7 protein-coding genes are annotated in these 24,336 nt (G+C 49.7%); 6 read left to right on the forward strand and 1 reads right to left on the reverse strand.

The window, feature by feature from the left end:
• The first annotated feature begins 2 nt into the window (after positions 1 to 2).
• The 6 genes from OQ477_RS03220 (at position 3) to OQ477_RS03245 (ending at position 23,443) form a co-directional block, all read left to right on the forward strand.
• Positions 3 to 7,721 carry a type I polyketide synthase gene (locus OQ477_RS03220; protein ID WP_265971361.1) on the forward strand — a complete coding sequence of 2,573 codons (7,719 nt, stop codon included), beginning with the start codon at positions 3 to 5 and terminating at the stop codon, positions 7,719 to 7,721.
• Positions 7,722 to 7,743: 22 nt separating this feature from the next.
• Positions 7,744 to 13,899, forward strand: coding sequence for a type I polyketide synthase (locus OQ477_RS03225; RefSeq protein WP_265971362.1), 6,156 nt, complete (start codon positions 7,744 to 7,746; stop codon positions 13,897 to 13,899).
• Positions 13,896 to 20,096 carry a beta-ketoacyl synthase N-terminal-like domain-containing protein gene (locus tag OQ477_RS03230; protein ID WP_265971363.1) on the forward strand — a complete coding sequence of 2,067 codons (6,201 nt, stop codon included), beginning with the start codon at positions 13,896 to 13,898 and terminating at the stop codon, positions 20,094 to 20,096. The genes OQ477_RS03225 and OQ477_RS03230 overlap by 4 nt, the downstream gene beginning before the upstream one ends.
• 81 nt (positions 20,097 to 20,177) lie before the next feature.
• Positions 20,178 to 21,332, forward strand: coding sequence for a cytochrome P450 (locus OQ477_RS03235; protein WP_003153276.1), 1,155 nt, complete (start codon positions 20,178 to 20,180; stop codon positions 21,330 to 21,332).
• A 57-nt stretch (positions 21,333 to 21,389) separates the two neighbouring features.
• Positions 21,390 to 22,637: a hydroxymethylglutaryl-CoA synthase family protein gene (locus tag OQ477_RS03240; RefSeq protein WP_044802111.1), complete on the forward strand. Its 1,248-nt coding sequence runs from the start codon at positions 21,390 to 21,392 to the stop codon at positions 22,635 to 22,637.
• Between the two features lie 59 nt (positions 22,638 to 22,696).
• A complete protein-coding gene (locus OQ477_RS03245; protein ID WP_014305356.1) occupies positions 22,697 to 23,443 on the forward strand; it encodes a polyketide synthase in 747 nt (248 codons plus the stop codon).
• A 36-nt stretch (positions 23,444 to 23,479) separates the two neighbouring features.
• Here OQ477_RS03245 and proC read toward each other — a convergent pair whose 3' ends face one another.
• A complete protein-coding gene (gene proC, locus OQ477_RS03250; protein ID WP_088461086.1) occupies positions 23,480 to 24,319 on the reverse strand; it encodes a pyrroline-5-carboxylate reductase in 840 nt (279 codons plus the stop codon).
• Between the last annotated feature and the right edge of the window lie 17 nt (positions 24,320 to 24,336).

Here is a 24,336-nt window from a genome sequence, read left to right on the forward strand (position 1 = left end):
GATTGGCAGTTGCCACCGATCAAGTCAAAACGTTCCTGCAGAAAATCAGCCATACGAATTATATCGTCCGGGATCATCGCGTTCATCAAATCCGCGTCCTCCCGGGCGTGACTTTAATAGATATGCTGTATCGGCTCGCCGCCGGGTATCTCGGTGAAAGGCCTATAGAATTAAGACAGATTATTTTTAAGCAGCCTGTTGTAACATCTGAAGAGTTTGATAAACACCTGTATGTGACTTTTACGCCGGCGCGTGACAGCTGGAAAGTTGAGATTACTAGCGAAAAAGCAAAAAACGGCACACCGCTTGGCGGAAACCGGGATGAGAATATGGAATGCCAGCTTTATTTGCAAGAAGACACGCCGCGGGCAAAAGAACTGAATATTGAAGCATTCATGAAAAACGCAAGCCGAAAATGGGACATGCATGACATTTACGGAATTGCAAGAAGAAGCCATATTGAGCATGGCGAGTTTATGAAAAATGAAGGGGCCGTTTATCAGCTTCAGGATAAAGAAGAATTAATGGAGCTTACTCTGAGTGATTTGGCTGAAGGATTCCGGGAGAAATTTAAGGCGCATCCGGCTTTTTTAGATGCGTCCACCCTTGCCGGCTCTTCCTTTGCATTGTCGGCCCAAAAGCAAAATGACACACCTTATATTCCTTTTATGATCAATCGTTTTTGCATGTATCAGCCGTTTCCGAAAACGATTTACACTTATTCTGCGAAAAACAGCCGCACTGAAAGCGGCGCATCAGACAGCGAACCTGATGTTTATTCGGCCGACTTCACGATTTACGACAGGGCAGGGAACGTATTGGCCGAATGTGAGAAACTGACAGTAAAAAGGGTCAGACAAGCGAATATGATTACCCATCTGATAGACAAAGAGAAGCCGCCTCAGCAGAACAGAAGCGGCCGTGGAGAGCCCGAAAGTCCTGTGGCCGCAGAAGACGTGTCTGAACAGCAAACGCCGGAACAAAACATGGCGACTTACATAAAGACGGAAATCGCCAGGCTGATCAATCGTCCGGCACAGGATATTGATGTGCGGAAAGGCTTTTATGATATGGGGCTTGACTCGGCGCATTTGCTGAAGCTTGTAAAGATATTAGAGCAGACTTTTCAGCAGCAGTTTTATCCGACACTGCTTTTTGAATATTCATCTGTCCGCCGCCTTGCGGATTACCTTATCAATGAAGCGGGCTGTGTGCTGAAAGATTCGGCCGAAGAACGGCATACATCAGATGCTGACATCGCTGATGAGGTTCTGTTTTTTGAACCCGCCTGGAAAGATCATCCGCTGGAAACGGCGGTGCAGAACGGGCAAAAACACACCCGTCATCTCATTATCGCTGCCGATGCAGGACCCCGTCTCACCGGTGAACTCGGCGCACATTGCCCGGAAGCGGAAGTGATAGAACTGAAAAGGGAGCATGAGGTTGCAGATGAGCAGTTTGGAGCAGATGCCGAGCGCATATTTCGTATGCTCAAACGGGAACTGACAGACCATCCGAAAGAACATACATTGATTCAGCTTGTATGCGCCGTCGAGAATGGAGCGGCATTGTCTTCCGCTCTCGGGGCTATGCTGAAAACGGCACATCTGGAAAATCCGGCTCTTCGCACTCAGGTGATCACCTTCTGTGACAAGAATGAGAGATTGCCAAGTGAGACGGCCGCAATCATTAGAACAGAAGCATACTGCTCTTATGCAGGCTGCACAGACATTCGGTATAAAGACAATATGCGGCAGATCAGATTGTTCGAACGTATTGAGAAACTGGACGGGCAGACACAGTCTCCTTGGAAACAAAACGGCGTATATGTCATTACAGGAGGTCTCGGCGGTCTTGGATTTCTGCTTGCCCGTCACCTTGCAGAAAAAGAAAAGGTGAAGCTCGCACTCATCGGCCGTTCGGCGGAACAGTCTGAGAAGATCAGCAGACTGAAAGCATTGGGCGCAGAAGTTCTTTACGTTCAAGCGGACATCGGCAATAAAACCGAAACAGAGCGGGCATTTGCTCAGATTACAGAAACCTTCGGCCGGCTGACGGGTATTTTTCATTGCGCCGGTGTTTTAAAAGATCAATTTATCATCCAAAAAGACAGTTCTGACTTGAAGCAGGTGTTTCTGCCGAAAATCAGCGGCCTGATTCATACGGACGAAGCTTCACGGCATGAACCGCTTGAATTTTTCGCCGTATTTTCCTCATTCTCGGCGTTGGCCGGAAATGCGGGCCAGACAGATTATGCCGCAGCGAACGCTTTTATGGATGAATATATGAAATATCGCGATTGCAAAGCGGAAAAAGGCGAACGGACCGGGGCTTCTATGACGATCAACTGGCCGCTTTGGGAAGATGGCGGCATGCAGGTTGACAGCTTGATGAAAGAGATCATGAATGATGCAACTGGCACCAGCCCGCTTCCGGCCGGGGAAGGGATGGCTTCACTTGAATATATGCTGCGTCTCGGCAAGCTGCAATCCGTTATTTTATACGGGAAGGAGCCCGCTGTAACTGAAAGCATGGGCCGATTGGGTCCAAAGGGAGACAAGAACGGATCTTCATTATCCAACGCAGCTGTCAAGAGAAGGAGCCGAAAACAAGAGAGACATACAGAAGAGCACGATATTGCGGTAATCGGATTGGCGGGAAGATATCCCCAGGCGGGAAGCATCGATGAATTTTACCAAAATCTGCGCTCAGGTAAAGACTGCATCACAACAATGCCGAAAGACAGATGGAAAGGTTATCCTTTCTCATATGAAGCAGATCAGTTCTACCGTTACGGAGGATTTTTAGATCGCATAGACAGCTTTGATCCGCTGTTTTTCAATCTGACTCCGCGCCAGGCTGAAATGATGGACCCGCAGGCGCGGCTGTTTTTAGAGACGGCTTGGGAAGCTTGTGAAGATGCCGGTTTTTATCAGGACAGAACGGCGCGCGGGCCATCTTCACAAAAGAGAAAACGCGTCGGGGTATTCGCAGGTGTGTTTTGGAGCCATTATGAGCTGTTCGGCGCTGAAATCACACAGCGGGGCACACCGCTGTCTATGGGCGTGACGCCTGCCTCTGTTCCGAATATCGTGTCTCACTGCCTGAACTTTACAGGGCCGTCAATGGCTGTTGATACGATGTGCTCTTCTTCGCTCACATCCATACATTTGGCATGTGAAAGCATTAAAAGGGGGGAGTGCGAATTCGCCATTGCCGGCGGTGTGAATGCGGTCACACATCCGCATAAATATGCGTTTTTGGCGAATGCCGGATTTCTGTCTTCAGAAGGCGTCTGCAAAAGCTTCGCCGACGGCGGTGACGGCTATGTGCCGGGAGAAGGCGTCGGCGCGGTGTTACTGACAACCGTTCAAGAAGCGGAAAGAATGGGCTGTCCGATATATGGCGTCATAAAAGGCTCCGCTTTAAACCATGTCGGAAAAACATCCGGTTTGACCGTGCCTGATCCGGCATCACAGGCGGAAGTCATTACAGATTCCTTTCAGAGTGCCGGTATTGATCCGGAGACTTTGAGCTATATTGAAGCCCACGGAACAGGCACGTCTCTGGGTGATCCGATTGAAATTGAAGGGCTGAGCCGCGCATTCCGCAAATGGACAAACAAGAAGCGGTTTTGCGCCATCGGCTCTGCCAAATCAAATATCGGCCATTTAGAAGGAGCCGCCGGGATCGCCGGATTAACAAAGGTGCTTTTGCAGCTGAAGCATGGAGAAATCTTTCCGTCATTGCACACGGACACGCTGAATCCCCATATTCCGTTTCCGGACACGCCGTTCTATGTGGCGGACCGGCTGGTAGAATGGGAACGGCCGTCACATTCTGACCAGCCGAGAAGAGCGGGTTTAAGTTCTTTTGGCGCCAGCGGGAGCAATGCCCATTTTGTCATAGAAGAATATCTGCCGCTGCAGGCTGAAAAGAAATCGGTGAATATACGGGAAGACGAGCCGGTTCTGTTTCTGCTTTCGGCAAAAAATGAAGAACGCCTATTAGAATATGTCAAACGGTATGACCGCTTTTTACGGGAAAAAGAAGTCAACCTTAAAGACCTGGCCTACACGCTTCAAGCTGGCAGAGAAGCGATGCCTGAACGGCTGGCATTGATCGTTACATCCGTTTGCGGCCTGCAAGCGAAACTGAAGGATGTGCTTGAACGGAAAACAGAAATTGAAGGATGTTTCCGGGGACGTGCTCAAGATGATATATCATCAGCAGGAATGGCCGGGCTGCTGAAAAACAAGCAATATTCCAGATTGCTCACTGAGTGGGCAAAAGGAGCCGCCGTTGACTGGAGCCTGTTATACGAAGGAGAGAAGCCGAAACGGGTCAGCCTTCCTGTATATCCGTTCGCGAAGGAGCGGTATTGGGTGCCTGTGCCCGCGGATATCCGGAAACAGACAGACGAACCGGCGGAAAACCAAAAGATCATTCTTCAAAAAGACTGGAAGCAGCAAGATCCGGCGGAATCTGAAGCATTATCAGGAACAGTAATGATACTTGCAACTGATAAGACAAGCCGATTGGCCGATGCTCTTTTTAAAGGAAACGGCCATATTGAAACGATCTGCTTCATCCATCAGGCAAAAGACGGCGCCGATTATTACGCCGCCGCATCGGGGCGAAACCTTTACGGCAGAGTGCGGGAGTCTCTTCAAAACAAACACATACTCGGGGTCGTCGACATAACCGCATATGACGCGGAATATGAACGGCAGGAAGAGATAGAACACGGAAAGCTTGCCTTTTTACAGCAGGCTCTTGAATCATTCCGTCATAGCGTCGCTGTGTTCAGCCAAGTGACACACCGCCTCCAGCCTTTCAAGGAAAGTAAACCTCTGATGCAAGGGGCGAAAACGGCGGGGCTGTACCGGATGCTGGGCGCTGAGTATGCCAACATTCATTCTTTTACGATAGATAGCGATTGTGAGATTGAGCATACAGAAGAATTAAGCAGACAGATTGAGACTGAATTTTTACAGCCGCGGGCCAAAAGCGTCAGTGAATGCTGCTACAGGCTGAATCGCCGTTATGTGCCGTTTCTGAAGCAGGGTATGAATGTTTCGGCGGCGCCTGAGCTTTCCTATTCGTCTGATGATGTGCTGTTAATAACGGGCGGATCGCGCGGGATCGGCGCAATTGCGGCGGAGCATGCCGTTTCACGCGGATGCAGGAAACTGGTCATCATGGGGCGGGAGCCGCTTCCCGATTCCTCAAAGTGGGCAGACATGAAAAAAGACGGCATTCTCCCGGAAAAAGCCGAGCGGATGCAGAGGTTAGCCGAGCGGGGCGCGGAGATCCGCTATTACAGCGTTTCTCTTACGGATCAAAAGGGGCTCCGGAAAATGACGGACAGCATCCGCGGCACAATGGGATCGATTACCGGCGTTTTTCATTGCGCGGGTGCAATGGGAGAACACCCCGCTTTTTATAACAAAACCGAAACTGAAATCGAAAGCGTTTGCACGCCGAAAGTAACAGGGCTTCGCGGTCTCTATGAAGCTGTTCAGAATGAGCCGCTGTCGTTTTTTATTTTGTTCTCATCCGTTTCGGGCCTGATCCCTTCGCTTGCTGCGGGGCAAAGTGACTACGCGATGGCTAATTCGTTTATGGACTCTTTTGCAAATCATCAAGCAGGTAAAGGGAACGTGTTTGTTAAAGCCGTTCAATGGCCCGTCTGGAAAGAAACCGGCATGGCTGAAGGCCTGCCGGAAACACCTGCTTATCAAAAATCAGGACTTTCCAGGCTGTCTGCCAAAGACGGACTGAAGTTTTTAGATTACATCATTTTAAACGGACAAAGCTGCGGAATTCCTTGTGTTCCAGAAGACAGTGAGACTGATTTTGGTGATCTTCTGAAGGTGAAGAAATCTGAAGCTCCCGTGAAAAAAAGCACTGCCGGTGACCAAAAGGTGAAGGATACGATTCGTAAATGGGTGCGCACCGTCTTCAGCGAAGAACTGAAAATGACGGATGAGCAGATAAAAGATGATATGCCGTTTGATGAATACGGGATTGACTCAATACTCTTTGCGGAATTGGTTCAATCACTGCAAAAACGGATCAGCATAAAGTTAACACCGTCCTTAATGCTTCAATATCAAACGATTACAGAAATGGTTGACTATTTCGCAGCGCATCATGAAGCCGATTTTGTGACAAAAGAAAATGGTTTCGTTCAAGACAGGGACGTCCAGCCTGATTTAACCGCCGCCGCTGAAGAGAGAACATCCATGAAGCCGAAAGCGGATACCGAAGACGATATTGCCGTCGTCGGTATGTCCTGCCGTTTTCCGGGGGCGGGCGGAACGGATGCTTTTTGGGAGCTGCTGATGAAAGGAAACACCGCCATTCGGCCTGTCCCCGCATCGCGCTGGCATGCAACAGCAAATGCAAAAGATTATGCGGGGTGGATTGATGATATCGACATGTTTGATGCGGGCTTTTTCGGCATCTCTGAAAAAGACGCGGCAATTATGGACCCTCAGGCGCGGATCATATTAGAAGAAGCGGTTCATTCCGTTTATGATGCCGGGTACGGCCAAAAGGATTTATCGGGCCGGAAAGTCGGCGTGTACATCGGCGGCAGGGCGCAGCCTTCAGTCGGTATGGAACATATCCTGCAGGCGCCTAACCCGATTTTGGGGGCGGGGCAAAACTATTTGGCGGCCAACATTTCACGATTTTTGAATGTCACAGGGCCGAGCCTTGTCGTGGATACAGCCTGTTCCTCAGGGCTGATCGGGCTGTCCTTTGCAAAAGACGCCCTTTTGGCCAAAAGAATTGACGCGGCCTTAGTCGGTTCGGTGAGTCTGCTCTTATCTCCGTCCGCGCACCGGTTATTCGGAGCGCGCCATATTTTAAATGAGAACGGCGTGTTTCATATATTCGACCGTGAATCAGCGGGAGAAGTGCTCGGAGAAGGAGCGGGGGCGGTTTTTATCAAACGATTGAGCGATGCGGTGCGGGACGGAGACCGTATTTACGGCGTCATAAAAGCCGTCTCGGTAAACAATGACGGCCGGACGCTCGGTCCCGGTTCACCGAATATAAGAGCGCAGAGAGATGCGATTCAAACTGCGCTTGACATGGCGGAAAAGTCGCCCGAAGACATTGGATATATAGAAGTGAACGGAGGCGGTTCCCCAATCGTTGATTCGGTGGAAATCAAGGCGCTCTCAGATGTCTATCAGCTGAACCGGAAAACGCTTCTGCCCTGCCGGATCGGATCGGTGAAACCGAATGTAGGGCATTTGCTTCTGTCTTCAGGTCTTGCGGGCTTCATCCGATGTGTGCTGAGCGTCTATCATAGGCGGATTCCGCCTTTCTTATCAGCGCGTGAGCCATTTGAACATTATGACTTTGAAGCGTCGCGTATTCATTTTAATCGTGAACCCGTTGATTGGCATTCAGAGAAGAAACCCCGCGTCGCAGCTCAGAGTTCATTTCCTGACGGCGGGACAAATGCTCATATCCTCGTTGAGGAATACAGAGGTGAAAGGCAGCGGGAACATCACCGGGCGCCTCAGCCGCCGGAATTCAGAAAAAAACACTACCCGCTTTTGGGCGGCTGGAACAGCACGGAGAATGAAGCGGAAAAAACAAGTAATGAAAAAACAGACATTGCGGATCTTTTAAAGAAATATGAGAAAAAAGCAGAGACAAGCACTGCACCTGCAGACTCGTTTTGGCAGGTGACAATGTGACGTTTTTAAAAGGGGACTAACCATGAAAAAAACAGTGAATCTGCGCCTGACGGCAGAACATCCCATTATGAAAAACCATCTTGTTCACGGAGAATCTGTCATGCCCGGTCTGGCCTATATTGATATGCTGTATCAGCTGGCAAAGCAAAGCCTTGATCTTTCATTCCGTTCCATCTGTCTGAAACGGGTGACCATTTATCATCCTTTATCAGTGAAGCGGTCAGAGCGGCTTGATGTGAGTGTCATATTCAGTAAAGAAAAGGAGTTCTGGACTGCCTCGATTTGCGGGGCGGATTCCGGGACGGTTTTCTTATCAGCGGAGTTGCATGAAGGAGTCTTCTCATCAGATAGGCGCCTTGACGCAGGGGAGAAAAAACAACAAGCCGCACTTCCATCAGTCTCTTTGCATACGGTTTACGAAGACGCGAGAAGCCGCGGACTGTCGCATGACGGGCTGATGAAGCCGGAGGGAGAGATCTATGCAAATGAAGAGGAATGTTTCCTTGATATTCGGCAGTATGATTCATGCAAGGAAAATCTCCCCGGCGCTCTCTTTCACCCCGCGCTGATGGACGGTGCCGCCATGGCCTCCGGCGTATTGCAGACAGCTGCAGGCGCCGGTTTGTTTTTACCGATTTATTATGATTCGTTTATTGCCGCTGAGACGGTTACGGAGCGCTGTTACGCGGTGATTTCGAAAAAGTCCGGCACGCCGTCTGAAATGGTGAAAATGGATATTGACTTTTACAACATCAGCGGTGCACATATTGCTTCACTGCTCGGCCTGACAGCCAAAAAGGTGCGGACAGATCGGCAGCTGATACCAGGCGTTCAGCAGATGGAGGAAACCTTATACCGCATTTTCTCAACATACGTAGGCCGTCCTGTCACAAGAAATGATGCGCACACCGTGTTTTTTGAATTAGGTCTTGAATCGTCACAGCTTCTGGCCATTATTAAAGACATCGAAGAGGCGTTTGATATGCGGCTGAATCCGACTCTTTTATTTGAGTGCAGCAGTATATCCGAGCTGCTTGAAGACATAAAAACAAAAGGAACAGATGAATCTTCCGGCCTTGTCGCGAATGCAGCACCGGTCTCTGAAACGCAATCAGGCAGTCAGACATTTACTTTCTATGAACATGAAGCATTCCTTCAGGATCATCTGGTTTTCGGCAAACCGGCACTGATGGGTGTAGTGTATCCGTGTCTGGTGCTAGAAGCATCCGGAGCGTCTCATTCCGGCACGTATCCCGCCGAGCTGAAAGATATCCGTTTTACGGGCGGGCCCGTCACGCTGGAGCCGGGAGAGGCCGCACATGTTGACATTTCATTTGCGGCAGAAAAGAGTGCCGAACGCTTTACCGCAAGCTGCTCTGTCTCCGGTAAAGAAAGCCGGAAGACGTGTGCCGAAGGAGAAATAATCAGATATACAGAGGCACCCGTAAAAAAATCATATGACGTTGAACAAATGAAGTCGCATGCACAAAAGGTGGCGCCGGATGTCATTTCCCGTCTGTACGATTCGGTTGCCGGCTTCACGATAGGCCCGATGCTGAAAACGGTAACGGCGGGATACAAAATGAGTGAGAGCTCCTTTTTATTACAGCTGGACTTATCAGGAAAAAAAGAAAAAGGCGATCTGCGTCACTTTGCATTTGACCCGCTTATATTGAATTCTTGTTATATGTCACTCGGTGAAGAAGAGTTGCAGCTGAAAAAGCGGATTCACGTCCCGCTCATGATTGAGAGGCTGACGCTTTACGGACCAGTCATGTCTGATACCGTCTATGTGGTGAATACAATCAAACATAAAAAAGACGGATTTCTCTCATTTGATGCCGCAGTCCTCAGTCATACCGGGGAACAGCTGGCGGAATTGAAAAACGCGTCTGTGAAAGAAGTGCTTCAGCCAAATCGGCTTGAAAATGCGTCTTTTGCCCCGTCCGGGAATCAAAGCCGTCAGAAAATGAAAGGAAAACCGCTGGATATTGCCATTGTCGGAATTTCCGGCAAGTATCCGCAGGCCGATGATATCAATGCGTTTTGGGAAAATCTCAAACAAGGAAAGGATTGCATTACCGAAATTCCGAAAGACCGCTGGAAATGGGAACATTACTTTTCCGAGGACCGGACGGCGCCGGGAGCGATCTACAGCAAATGGGGCGGATTCATTGACGGGATCGCCGATTTTGATCCTGAGTTCTTTAAGATTTCCCCCCGTGAAGCGGAACACCTTGATCCTCAGGAACGGCTGTTTTTAATGCATGCGTGGATGGCGATGGAGGATGCGGGATATACGAGGACATCACCTGAACTGGGCCGTCAGGTAGGTGTGTATGCCGGTGTCATGTATCAGGAATACCCGCTATTCGCGGCTGAAGCGGGAGTGAAAGGACGGCATATCGGGCTCCCCGGCGGGATTTCATCAATTGCTAACCGTGTCTCCTATTTTTGTGATTTTCAAGGGCCGAGCATTTCGGTCGATACGATGTGTTCGGGTTCTCTGACTTCATTGTACATGGCGTGCCGGGATCTGCGGGATCATCGGATTCGCGCGGCGCTTGCCGGCGGAGTGAATCTCACCGTTCATCCTAACAAGTACTTCATGCTGAGCCAGGGGCAGTTCATCTCATCTAAAGGACACTGCGGGAGTTTCGGCGCCGGGGGTGACGGCTATATTCCGGCAGAAGGAGTCGGGGTGCTGCTTCTTAAACGTTTAGAAGACGCCGTACAAGACGGAGATCGGATTTACGGCGTCATTAAAGGAGCTGCCATTAATCACGGCGGAAGAGCGAGCGGTTACACCGTACCGAACCCCAAGGCGCAGAGCGAAGTCATTTCTCAAGCTTTACAGGAAGCGGGGGTATCTCCGGGCCAGATCAGCTATGTGGAAGCGCACGGGACAGGGACGAAATTAGGCGATCCGATTGAAATCCGGGCTTTAACCGATGCATTCGGTGATGTTCCTGAAACATGTCTCATCGGGTCTGTCAAATCAAATATCGGACATGGGGAATCGGCAGCAGGCATCGCCGCTGTCACAAAAGTGCTGCTGCAGATGAAGCACAAACAAATCGCCCCATCTTTGCATGCGGATGTTTTAAATCCGAATATCCAATTTGGTGAAGGACCGTTTTCCGTCTGCCGGGAATTAACAGATTGGAAACGGATTGCCGCAGACGGAGAAGAACAGCCGCTCAGAGCGGGGATCAGCAGCTTTGGTGCGGGCGGTTCTAACGCGCATATCATTATTGAAGAATATGAGGCTCCTGTCAAACAAGCAATCAGCAGCCAAGAGCCGGCTGTCATTCTGCTGTCTGCGAAAAATGGGGAGCGTCTGACAGAATATGCGGAGCGCCTTCTTGCTTTTCTTCAAAAGAAGCATACGGATAAGCCGGACTTATTTGATGTCGCGTACACTTTACAAGCGGGGCGGGAAGCGATGGATGAGCGGCTGGCTTTCATTGCGGACTCCCTTAAGGAGCTGGAGGACAAGCTCAGATCGTACTTGGAAAATGAAAACGCACCGCATCTTTACAGGGGGCGGGCGAAGCGAAATCATGAGACAGTGGCTGTGTTTGAATCTGATGAAGATTTGCAGGAAGCCATGGTCAAATGGCTGAAAAAGAGAAAGTACGGTCATTTGCTGAACATGTGGGTGCAGGGAGTCGATGTGGACTGGAACTTGTTATATTCGGGACAAAAACCCCGGAGAATCAGCCTTCCCGCCTATCCGTTTGCAAAGGTCAGATGCTGGATTCAAGATGAAGCCGAGGCGGTTTCAAAAAGGGATGACGGCAAAACGGTGATCCATCCTCTGCTTCATGAAAACACATCCGATCTGTGGGAGCTGAAATTCACATCCGTTTTTACCGGACGGGAATTCTTTTTCACTGATCACACAGTCAATGGAGAGAAAGTGCTCCCGGGAGCCGCCGTGATCGAAATGGCCAGGGCGGCCGTTGAGCGGGCGGCATACGCTTTGCCGGACGGACGTAAAGGACTGTATTTGAGAGATCTCATATGGATGAGGCCTGTCGTTCATGAGGGGACGGATGTAGAAGTCCATATCAGCCTTATCCTTAAGGAAAATGAAGACATTGAATTTACGATTTACAGCCTATCGGAAGAACCCGGGGGAGAACGGATTTTATACAGTAAAGGAACCGCGGTATCAGGAGAGATAGCAGCGGTTCCGTCTGTTCACTTAGAGGGCTGGCTGTCCGGCTGCAGCCAATCGGTTATGACGTCTGATGAGGTTTATCAGGCTTTCCGGCATGCGGGTATGATATACGGGCCGAGCCATCAAGGAATTGATCAGCTGATGATCGGAGAGAGGGGCGCTGCAGCCCGGCTGTCGCTGCCGGAATCGGCAGACAGTACCGCCGATCAGTTTGTCATCCACCCGAGTCTTCTAGATGCCGCGTTTCAGGCGTCACTGGGTGCCGGTTCAGATACTGCTGGAGACACTCAGATGCTGCCGTTTTCCCTGAGGCAGGCAGAAATATTTCAGCCGACTCAGAAAACGATGTGGGCGCTTGTCCGCAAACAGAGCGATCGGTCAGATAACGGAGCGCTGACGCTGGATATTGATTTATGTGATGAAAACGGCGCTGTTTGTATGAGATTGACAGGCTTCTCCTGCCGGGCGGTCCGGCAGACAAACCAAACCGAAAGCAAGCGGCAGGAAGTTCAGACAGCGATGCTTGCCCCTGTTTGGGACAAAACTTTCTTTTCCATAGAAGAAAATCAAGCGGTTGATCAGGAACAATTGCTGATCATCGGAAAGCCGGGAAATACCATAAAAGCCGCGGCAAAAATGTGGCCCCGCGCCCATCTGGCGGAGACGCCGGATCATTCAAGCGAGCAAACATTACGTGAATTGACAGCCGGGTATCAGGATATCCGCCATTTCTTATGGATTGCGCCGGATCGTTTCGCACCCGCATCCGTCAGTCAGGAAATGCTTGATGAGCAGGAGAATGGGGTGATTCAATGTTTCCGTTTCATCAAAGCGCTGCTGTCACTCGGGTATGGAAATCGAAACATCAGCTTTACGGCGGTCACCCGGCAGACACAGTCCGTGTATCCGGGTGATCTGCCGCAGCCTGAGCATGCAGGCGTGCACGGTTTGATCGGTTCATTGGCAAAAGAATATCCGAACTGGGACATCAGGCTGATTGATGCAGAAGAAGACAGTGATTCGTCTGAAATGAAAGACATCTGGCGCCTTCCTCCAGATCCGGACGGAAATGCTGCCGCGTACCGTAACGGAGCTTGGCACAAGCAAAAAACAGTCCGGGTGCTGACAAGTTCCGCTCCGCGTATGTCGTACAGAGAAGGCGGCGTTTATGCTGTCATCGGCGGAGCGGGCGGCATCGGAGAAGCATGGAGCAAATACATGATCACCCGTTACAAGGCACGGATGATATGGATCGGCAGGCGGCCGAAGGATCAGGAGATTCAGAGCAAAATAGACAGGCTGGCGCTATCAGGCCCCGCGCCGCATTATATACAGGCTGATGCTCAAGATGCCGCAGCGCTTAAAGCGGCCGTCCGTTCCGTAAGAGAGCAATACGGCAATATAACGGGAGTCATTCATTCCGCGATAACGCTTGCCGACAAAAGTATGGCGAATATGGATGAAGCTTCTTTCAGAAACGCTTATTCAGCTAAGGTGAATACGAGCGTCCGAATGATCGAAGCTTTTAAGGGAGAACCGCTTGATTTTGTGCTGTTTTTCTCATCCGTTAATTCTTTCACAAAAAATGCCGGGCAAAGCAACTATGCGGCAGGGTGTACATTTCAAGACGCCTTTGCCCGCCATATCGCTTCCTTGCTTGATTGTGAAGTGAAAGTCATGAATTGGGGATATTGGGGCAGTCTGGGCGTTGTATCAGACCCGTCTTACAGAAAACGGATGGAGGCGTCAGGGATCGGTTCTATTGAACCCGATGAAGCAATGGAGGCGCTGGAATTCTTACTATCAGAACCGTTCAGCCAAGCGGCATTCATCAAAGCTGCTCCGCACGGCTTAGCCGCACTGACGGATCAAGATGCAATATCGGTTGTATCCGGCCCGAAGCCTTCATTTATGGAAAGCGTCAAGCGGCAAAATCCGGATCGGAATGAACGGCTTGAGACTTTAAAACGAGAAATGGAGTTGCGCATATGAACAGCCTTCTTTGCAAACTGCTCTTTTACCAATTACAGTCAATCGGTTTTTTCAGCGAGCCTGTCACTACACCTGCAGCATCCATGCGGAGCGCCGGCGTGATCGGCACATACGGCAGATGGCTGGAAGAAAGCCTGAATCTATTAAAAGAAAACGGATATATCGCGTATGACGGATACACGATCACCCTCCTCACGGATCAGCGTCCGGACAGCCGCACAGTCTGGAATGAGTGGAATGCCCATAAACGCCTGCTTCCCAATGGGGAGCTTGCGCAAGCTGAATTGGCTGAGGCGACGATAAAAGCGATGCCTTCCATTTTAAAAGGGGAACGTCCGGCTACGGATATCGTATTTCCCGATTCATCAATGCGGCTCGTTGAAGGTGTTTATAAGCATAATCCTGTCGCGGATTATTTTAATGAAGTGTTAGCAGATTCCGCGGCCGCTTACCTGAAAGCCTATCTTACAGAACACCCCGATGCCCGTATCAGGCTGATAGAAGTAGGGGCCGGGACGGGCGGAACGAGCGCCATGCTGTTTACAAAACTGAAACCATTTGCAAAACAGATTGCGGAATATTGTTATACGGACGTTTCTAAAGCTTTTTTAATGCATGCCGAACAGGAATACGGACCTGATGTGCCGTATTTGACAACAGCCTTGTTTAATGCGGAGGAGCCTTGCGAATCACAAAATATCAAAACGGGTGTTTACGATATTGTCATCGCCGCCAATGTGCTTCACGCCACAAAAAATATCGGTTTGACACTGCGCCGTCTGAAAGCGCTCCTGAAATACAACGGGATGGTTTTGATAAACGAAATCAGCGATCGTTCTGTTTTTACCCATTTAACCTTCGGGCTGCTTGACGGCTGGTGGTCCTATGAGGATGCTGAGCTTCGGATTCCGGGAAGTCCCGGCTTATATCCAAAATCGTGGGAGCGTGTGCTGCATTCGGAAGGATACAGAGCGGTTTGTTTCCCTGCTGAAACGGCTCATGATTTAGGCCAGCAGATTATCGCAGCTGAGAGTGACGGACTCGTCCGGATGCAAGGGATCAGAGACGGCAGAAAGCCATACGCCGCCCCGGCCGAAGTTTTCCGAAAGCCCGCGCAGCCTGTTTCCCGCAGCCGCGCGCCAGAGGAGCATCAAGCTGTTAAGGCTGATGGGGAATCGGTCTCTTCCCATGTCCGCTCTGTCATCAAAACAAGTATTGCCGATGTATTAAAAATGAAAGAAGAGGATATTCAGGAAGAACTGAATTTCTCTGAATACGGCATTGATTCCATTCTGGCCGTCAATGTGATTAACCAGATTAATAAGCGATTGAATCTTACACTGCAGACAACGATTTTATTTGATTACTATCATGTGAAACTCCTGACCGGTTATATCTCGGAAGAATCCTCGTCTCTGAAGACCGATAGAGCGAAAATCCGCCCGGCGCTTCAGGAAGAACGGCCTGCTGAAAAACCTCTGCAGACGGAAAGAAAGGAAAACGGTTATCAGAAACCGAAACAAGAACGTATGCCGCCTTCTTTCGCAAAGTCCGATGACTCGGGAATGTTCCGGGTTGTGATTGACCGTCCGGGCGGCATTGAAGATCTGACGATTGCCCGCAGTGAGGTGCCCGAGACAAAAGATGACGAAGTTCAAATAGCCGTCCGCGCCTTTTCTTTAAACTTCGGAGACTTGCTTTGTGTCAGAGGGCTGTACCCGACGATGCCGCCTTATCCGTTCACTCCGGGATTTGAAGCAAGCGGCGTCGTGATCAAGACAGGGAGGCATGTAACATCCATCATTCCAGGTGATGAAGTGATTGTCGGCATGGGAGAGGAATTTGGATCTCAGGCGAATCTCATCACATGTAAAGAACATCAAGTCTATCATAAACCGGCCCGGCTGACCTTTGAAGAAGCATGCGCTCTTCCCACCGTGGCGGTGACCATGATAGACGCCTTCCGGAAAGCCGGACTTAAAAAAGGCGAAAAAATATTAATTCAGACCGCGACGGGAGGAACGGGGCTGATCGCGGTGCAAATGGCCCGGCATAGCGGCGCGGAAATATATGCCACGGCCGGATCACAGAAAAAAATTGAGTATTTGCATTCGCTCGGGGTCCGCAATACCATCTGCTATTTAGAAGAAGATTTTGAAACGGAAATCATGCGAATGACCGGCGGCCGTGGGGTGGATGTTGTCATTAATACCCTGGCCGGTGATGCCTTGCAAAAAGGAATGAATTGCCTGGCGCCGGGCGGAAGATATATCGAAATTGCCATGACTGCGCTGAAATCCGCTAAATCAGTCGACTTGTCCGTCCTTCATAACAATCAATCGTTTCACAGCGTGGATTTGCGGAAGCTGTCCCTTCAAAATCCGGACCAGGTCAAGGACTATCAATTGGAATTGCAGCGGCTGGCTGAAGAGGGAGTCATTCAGCCTGTCATCTCAAAAATCTTTTCCTTTGAAGACATAAAAGAAGCGTATCACTGTCTGGATGACCGCGGAAATATCGGGAAAATCGTCATCAGCGTTTCTGAGCCGTATCAAATGACGTACCGCCCCGAACAAAAGGATCCGGCCGATACAGTAAACTCAGCAGCTGTGTTACCTGAAAAAGAACCGATCGCGATTATCGGGATGAGCGGGCGGTTTGCTGAATCGGAGAATGTCCATGAGTTTTGGGAACACTTAGCCGCCGGACGGGATCTGATTAAAAAAGCAGACAGATGGGATGTCTCTGACAGCCAATGCCAGTATGGCAGTTTTATAGAGGACATTGAATGTTTTGACCCCGTTTTCTTTCATATATCGGGACGTGAAGCGACCTATATGGACCCTCAGCAGAGGCTGTTTTTGGAAGAATCATGGAAAGCGCTTGAAGATGCGGGATATGCGGGAGACTCGGTAAGAGGCCGGGAATGCGGCGTGTATGCCGGCTCCTGCGGCGGAGATTACCAGGCCATTTTTAAACAGCAGGGGCCCGCGCAGGCTTTTTGGGGCAATCATAATTCCGTCACTCCGGCAAGGATCGCCTATCACCTTAATTTACAAGGTCCGGCGATCACTGTTGATACGGCATGTTCCAGTTCGCTGACAGCCATTCATTTGGCATGTCAGGGGCTTTGGACGAAAGAAACGGAAATGGCGGTGGCGGGCGGGGTTTTCATTCAATCCACTCCCGCTTTTTATCAGTCGTCAAATAAGGCGAATATGCTGTCACCGACCGGACGCTGCCATACGTTTGATCAAAGCGCGGACGGGTTCGTTCCGGGGGAAGGCGTGGGAGCGGTGGTGCTGAAACGTCTTAGCGACGCCGTTAGTGACGGAGATCATGTGTACGGCGTCTTAAAAGGCTCTGCCATGAATCAGGACGGCGCTACAAACGGAATAACCGCCCCAAGCGCGCTTTCTCAAGAACGATTGGAACGGCATGTCTATGACACTTTTCACATTGATCCGGAAACCATTCAAATGGTGGAAGCTCACGGAACGGGCACTGCACTGGGCGACCCGATCGAATTCGGCGCATTAACGCGCGCTTTCCGCCGCTATACGGATAAAAAAGGATATTGCGCCATCGGCTCTGTGAAAACCAATCTCGGACATGCCGCTGCGGCCGCGGGGATGGCCGGACTGTTTAAAATCCTGCTGTCGCTGAAGCACCGGCAGATTCCGGCTTCCCTGCATTTCCACCAAGCCAATCAGCATATTCAATTTGCGGACAGCCCGTTTTTTGTGAATGAAAAGCTGATACCATGGGAACGGAATCCGGATGCACCGCGCAGAGCCGCCATCAGTTCATTCGGATTCAGCGGAACAAATGCCCATCTTGTGATTGAAGAGGCGCCGCAAACCGTGCGCCGGTCACCGGCAAAACCGGCCTGCCTCATTCCTTTATCTGCGCGGACGGAGCGTCAGCTGGAAATTCAGGCAGAACGCCTGCTGGATTCACTCAGCAAGAACAAAGACAGCGATCTGGGAAATATAAGTTATACGCTCCTGCTCGGCAGAAAGCATCTACATCACCGGTTTGCCTGTATCGTAAGCAGTGCGGACGAACTGAAGCGGGTATTATCGGAGTGGCTTGTAAAAAGAGAGCTTCCGGGTGTGTTTGTGTCCAATTTGAAGGATCAGAAGCCGGCAGAAGAAGCCGGAATGAAAACATTCGGAATGGAATGCATTGAACAGTGCCGCTCGGTGGCTTCGCCCGCACAGTACAGAGAAAGCCTGGCACATATCGCTGACCTTTTTTGCAGAGGGTATGATCTTCCTTTTACACGGCTTTTTGACGGAGGGCAATATTATAAAACGCCGCTTCCTGCCTACCCGTTTTTAAAAGAAAGGTATTGGGCGGCTGATGTAAACAGTTCTTTACCAGGTCAAGCCATGAAAAAGTCTGAAACGCAAACCGTTCTCCCGTCTTCGCCGCAGCCTGAACATGAAGGGCTGCTTTCTCTGACTCCTTTAACTGAGATCGAAATGAGAGCGTTTGAACCGGAGATATTGCAAAAACCGATCGTGTTACAGCCTTTGGATGGTACTGTTTCTGTCCAGCAGCCAGAAAAAGCCGTTTTCGAAGACAATAGAACATTGCTTGAAGAATTGAGGATAAGCCTGGCAGATATTTTATTTTTGTCACCGGAAGATATTGATGCTGATGAGCCTTTCATCGACATGGGGCTTGACTCCATTATCGGGGTTGAATGGATACAAACAGTAAATAAAACGCACCACACTGAGATTACTGCCAATAAGGTGTATGAACACCCGACGCTTAAGGAGCTTGCGGAATATATAGCGGGGCAAATAAAGAAACCTGAGTATGCTGAAGCGGAGGAAACAGCGGTACGTCCGCAAATCCCGGAAGCAGAAACTCCCCTTGCCGGCATCTCTGACGGCACTTTGCGCAAAGAGCTCAAAGAAAGCCTTGCGGACATCCTGTTTCTGAAGCCGGAAGATATTGATGAGCATGAGGCATTCATTGATATGGGGCTGGATTCTATTATCGGTGTGGAATGGGTTCAGTCCATTAATAAAGCCTATCAAGCGTCTATTACGGCAAATCTGGTCTATGAATATCCGACAATCGCAACATTAGCCGGGTATCTGACCGGTTCTGTCCAAAAAGACACTGAGGAAGTACATCGGGAACATACGAAACAAAACGATATATCAGAAGAGACAGATGATGAAGAACCGCCCGAGCTGATCTGTCTTAACCCGGGTGGAAAGGGAAGACCGATTTTCTGGTTTCATTCCGCGCTGGGGGCAGTGGAGCTGTACCAGCCTGTTGCCGAACGGACCGGGCGTCCTTTTTACGGAATTCAGGCAAGAGGGTGGATGACAGACCGGGAACCGATCCGCGGCATTAAAAACATGGCGGAATATTACGTTAAGCTCATACGTACCGTGCAACCCCGGGGTCCTTACGATGTAGGCGGCTATTCATTAGGGGGCATGCTCGCTTATGAAGTCACCCGGCAATTGCAGCTTGCTGGAGAAACCGTTGAGTCAATCGTCATGCTCGACTCCTTTGACTCGGCGGGTGCGCGGGAAATAAACATTCCTGATGAATTATTTGATAAAAATATGATGCTGCAGACGGTGAACATGGCTTTATTTGCACCGATCTATCAACATCCGGAACGCATTTCTGAAACGTTGATTCATCGTGATGAACTGAATGCCGATCTTCATGAAGACATATTTTTAGAGCAATTAATCGCAAAAGCCAAACAGCGGGGGTTAACGAAGACGGACGCGTTGGTGAAAAATCTGATCAGGCAGAATATAAATGTTCAGGACGCTTACGAAATCACTGATTACGAACTCCTGCCGCTTCCGGATCCGAACGGGGTGACATGCTATTATTTCCGAAATAAAAACGGTATTTTCTTGGGTGAGCTTGATCCGTATTTTACAATCAGGGCTGATATTTTATCCGCTGATTTTGTCAACTATTGGAGCCAGTGGGGAGAGCATATGACAAACATCGCCATCATGGATGTGGCAGTATCCAACCATATGACGTTATTGGCTGAAGACAGCGCAGCCGAAACGATTTCTGAATTTTGCGGCGTTTTATATTCGGCAGACGGAATGACAGAACACAGCTTCCTGCAGCTGCAGGAAAAGATACTGAATGTGCATGGTGAGATGCTGAAGCAGCCCGCCAAAACAAGACCGTAAATTCACATATCCGCCCGCCGGGTTTACTCGTAAGCTTCGGCGGGTCATTTCAAATCTTGATCACATCTTGGAGGAATGAAAATGACCAGTTTAACAAAAATCAGACAGCAGCAGCCGTACAAGTGGTACCAAACGATGAGAGAAACCTCTCCCGTTCATTACAATGAAAAGGAAGATTGCTGGGAAATCTTCACCTATGATGAAGTGAAGCGGGTGATTTCTGACTACAGTCATTTTTCTTCCGATCATAAATACTTAAGCGCGGACAAACAGGAAAAAATGATTCGGCATATTAACAAAGACAGCCTTTTGAAAATGGACCCGCCTGAACACACCGTCTTCAGAAAATTGGTCAATCAGCCGTTCATGCCGAAATCGGTTGAGTCTCTTGCACCGCGTATAGCCGCTATCGCTGATGACCTGCTTCAGGCCGTCCGTTCAAAAGGCAGGATGGACATTATTGAAGATTACGCATTTCCGCTTCCGATTATCGTGATCGCAGAGCTTTTAGGATTCCCTCCGAAAGACAGAGATATCTTTAAAAGCTGGGTCGACCAAAGCCAGAATGTCAAAGATGAAAAGAAAATGAATGAAGTGCAAAAGCAGATGATCGGATACTTCATGCAGTTTATTTTACAGCGGAGAAAACAGCCGCAAAATGATTTAATCAGCCATTTAATTTCAGCTGATTTAGACGGAGAGCCGCTGTCAGACAAGCAATTAATCGGTTTTTGCGGCTTGTTGATTGTCGCGGGGCACGTAACGACGGAAAATGTGATCGGAAATTCATTTCTCAGTCTCAAGGAGTTCCCGCACATTCTGCCCCGGCTGCTTGAAAATAAGGCGCTCCTTCCTGACTTTATTGAGGAAGTCATCCGCCTCAGACCTTCCATTCAGCGGGTAACCCGCTACACCGCGGTTGAGAGCGAGATTGGCGGAAAAACGATTCCGGCCGGAGAAAAAGTGTATGCGTGGATTGGATCGGCGAACAGAGATGAAAAGAAGTTTGAAAATGCCGATCAGATTGACTTGGGACGAAAGCCGAATCAGCATCTGTCATTCGGTCAGGGCAGCCATTATTGTTTAGGAGCGCCGCTGGCCCGGCTTGAAGCGAAAATCGCGCTTTCCCACTTTTTTGAACAGATGCCCGCATGGCGTTTTACTGAGGATCAAGAGCCGAATCTGGTTCCGAGCCCTGTATTTCACGGCGTTGACAGGCTGCTTGTTGAGTTTTGAACGGAAAAATAAAAGAGGCTTCCGCAGGAAGCCTCTTTACTCTGGGGGCTTGGAGAAATGAATGTAGGAATCGAAGCAATGAACGTGTTTGGCGGAACCGCGTATGTAGACGTCATGGAGCTTGCGGAACATCGGAACTTGGATAAAAAAAGGTTTGAGAACCTGCTGATGAAAGAAAAAGTGGTGGCGCTTCCGTTTGAAGATCCGATTACGTTCGCCGTAAATGCAGCAAAACCGATTATCGACTCTCTGTCAGAAGAGGAACGGAATCAGATTGAAATGGTCATCACCTGTACGGAATCCGGGATTGATTTTGGCAAATCCATCAGTACATACGTCCATGATTATTTGCAGCTGAAGCGGAATTGCCGATTATTTGAGGTGAAACAGGCTTGCTATTCTTTAACGGCCGGGTTTCAAATGGGCGTGAATTTCATCTTATCGCAAACATCGCCGGGAGCGAAAGCGCTCATCATCGGAACGGATATTTCCCGCTTTTTAGTGGCTGAAGGCGGTGACGCGTTGACGGAGGAATGGTCCTATGCCGAACCGAGTGCGGGGGCGGGAGCTGTGGCGCTTTTAGTCAGCAGCACCCCTCATGTCTTTTTGCTTGATCAAGGCGCAAGCGGGTATTACGGGTATGAAGTCATGGATACCTGCCGCCCGATTCCGGATAGTGAAGCGGGGGATGCTGATCTGTCGCTCATGTCTTATTTGGACTGTTGTGAAAAATCATTTCAGGAATACGGAAAGCGTGTGAGCGGGGCGGATTATAAGAATACATTTCAATACCTTTCTTTTCATACTCCGTTTGGCGGAATGGTAAAAGGAGCGCATCGGACGATGATGAGAAAATTGGCAAAGGCTAAGCCGCAAGACATTGAAGCGGATTTTCAGCAACGCGTGCTGCCTGGGATTCAATACTGTCAGCGCGTCGGCAACATCATGGGGGCCACCGTATTTTTATCTCTTGCCAGCACGATTGATAACGGCTCTTTTGAAACGCCGAAACGCGTCGGCTGTTTTTCATACGGTTCGGGCTGCTGCTCTGAATTTTACAGCGGTGTCGTTATGCCGCAAAGCCGTACGCGGCAGAATCAATTTCAGATCAGCCGGCATTTGGATGAACGCGTCCGTTTATCGATGGCTGATTATGACCGGCTGCTCCAAGACAGCGGCATCGTAAAATTCGGCACAAGAAATGCCGCGCCCGCAGCAGACATCCCGAATGCGCATCAAGGAAAAACACGATTGGTGCTGACTGAAATAAAAGAGTTTCACAGAAAGTATGAATGGACGACTTAATATCAGAAACACTCAGAGCCGGAAAGGCTTGAGTATTTTTAAAGAAACGGAGAATAAACATGAATCCAATGATTGATGTACAGGAAACAGAACCGGGCATTGTGCAGGTCACAATGCAGGATACGGCCGGGAAAAACGGGCTGTCAGAAGAGTTTGTCAGAGAGCTGCACCGGGTATTCCAAGACATCAATGCCCATCCGTCCTATAAAACCGTCCTTCTGACGGGTTACGGAAATTATTTCTGCACGGGAGGAACGCAGGAGGGGCTTTTGACCATTCAGAGCGGAAAGCTCCAATTTACAGATTTAAAGCTTCACAGTCTTTTATTGGATTGCAGGATTCCCGTGATTTCCGTCATGCAGGGGCATGCGATCGGAGCCGGCTTTACGATCGGTCTGAGCTCGGATTTCGTGATTTTAAGCAGAGAGAGTTTTTATTCTTGTAATTATATGAAGTACGGATTTACACCGGGAATGGGCGCGACGTATATTGTGCCTGAAAAACTGGGAATTGTCCTCGGGGAAGAAATGCTGTTTACGGCCGCGAATTTCAGCGGCGCCGCTCTGGAAAAACGGGGAGTTCCGTTTGAAGTGCTGCCGAAAAAAGACGCCCTTCAAAGAGGCCGCGAATTAGCCCGGCTGCTGGCGGATAAACCGAGAGCCTCACTGGTTGCGCTGAAAACCAATGTGACCGCGCGAATCAAAAGAGAGCTGACAAAAGCGGTTGAGGAAGAGGTGAACATGCACGAAGCCACATTCCATCTTCCTGAAGTAAAAGAGAGAATCAGCCGCTTATACGGCAGTTAAACAGAATGAAAAAAGCATGGGAAGCCCCATGCTTTATCACTGGTCCGTCTTTTGCAGAACGGAGCTTGCGAATTGTTCTTTAATTTCGGCGCTCCGGGCTGCGGTTTCTGCGATGCAGTGCATGATGGCTTCTTCAAAGCGGCGCTCTTCTAATGCGCGAAGGCCTGCTTCAGTCGTGCCGCCCGGGCTTGTGATTTCCTTGCGCAGGCGTTCAGGCCGTTTGCTGCTTGTTCTGAGCATTTCTGTCGCCCCGGCCATGGTTTGTAAAATCAGCTCTTTTGCCGTTTCTTCCGGCAGGCCGGCTTGAAGGGCTGCCTTTTCCATTGCTTCGACATACCGGTACACATAGGCGGGACCGCTTCCGGCAATGGCTGTGACGGCATCAAGGTGTTTTTCTTCAAAGCGCGTCGCTTCTCCGATTGTTTCCAGAAGCTCTTTTGCCGTCCGGATTTCAGCTTCACTCGCCTCGGAGCTTGCGGAAAAACCGGTCGCCGATTGCTGAATGGCCGCGGATGTATTCGGCATCGCCCGGATGATGGTGAGCTTTCTGCCGAAATATTGCTGAATCGTGTGAATCGTCAGCCCTGCGATGACAGAAATCACAAGCTGATCTTTCACGTATTCGCGAATATTCTCAATGCTTTCTGCCGCATCTTTCGGTTTAAAGGCGAGAACGATAATGTCGGTATTGCTGAAAAATTCTTCTTTATCCCGGCACGGTTTCACTCCGTACGTTTTTTGGAGCTCTTCAAGCCGGCTGTCATTTGACCGGTTTGTCATATATATATGTCCGGGGGCTGTCATTCCGCTTTGCAGCAGTCCGTTCACCATTGCTTCCGCCATTGATCCGGCCCCGATAAAACCGATTTTCTTCATATAAATCCTCCTTCTTC

Source organism: Bacillus sp. ChL18 (assembly GCF_026241425.1).
GTDB lineage: Bacteria > Bacillota > Bacilli > Bacillales > Bacillaceae > Bacillus > Bacillus velezensis.

Coding starts and splice junctions, on each gene's coding strand:
- OQ477_RS03245 (WP_014305356.1), top strand. CDS start 22,697: ATGAATCCAATGATTGATGTACAGGAAACAGAACCGGGCATTGTGCAG.
- OQ477_RS03230 (WP_265971363.1), top strand. CDS start 13,896: ATGAACAGCCTTCTTTGCAAACTGCTCTTTTACCAATTACAGTCAATC.
- proC (WP_088461086.1), bottom strand. CDS start 24,319: ATGAAGAAAATCGGTTTTATCGGGGCCGGATCAATGGCGGAAGCAATG.
- OQ477_RS03235 (WP_003153276.1), top strand. CDS start 20,178: ATGACCAGTTTAACAAAAATCAGACAGCAGCAGCCGTACAAGTGGTAC.
- OQ477_RS03225 (WP_265971362.1), top strand. CDS start 7,744: ATGAAAAAAACAGTGAATCTGCGCCTGACGGCAGAACATCCCATTATG.
- OQ477_RS03240 (WP_044802111.1), top strand. CDS start 21,390: ATGAATGTAGGAATCGAAGCAATGAACGTGTTTGGCGGAACCGCGTAT.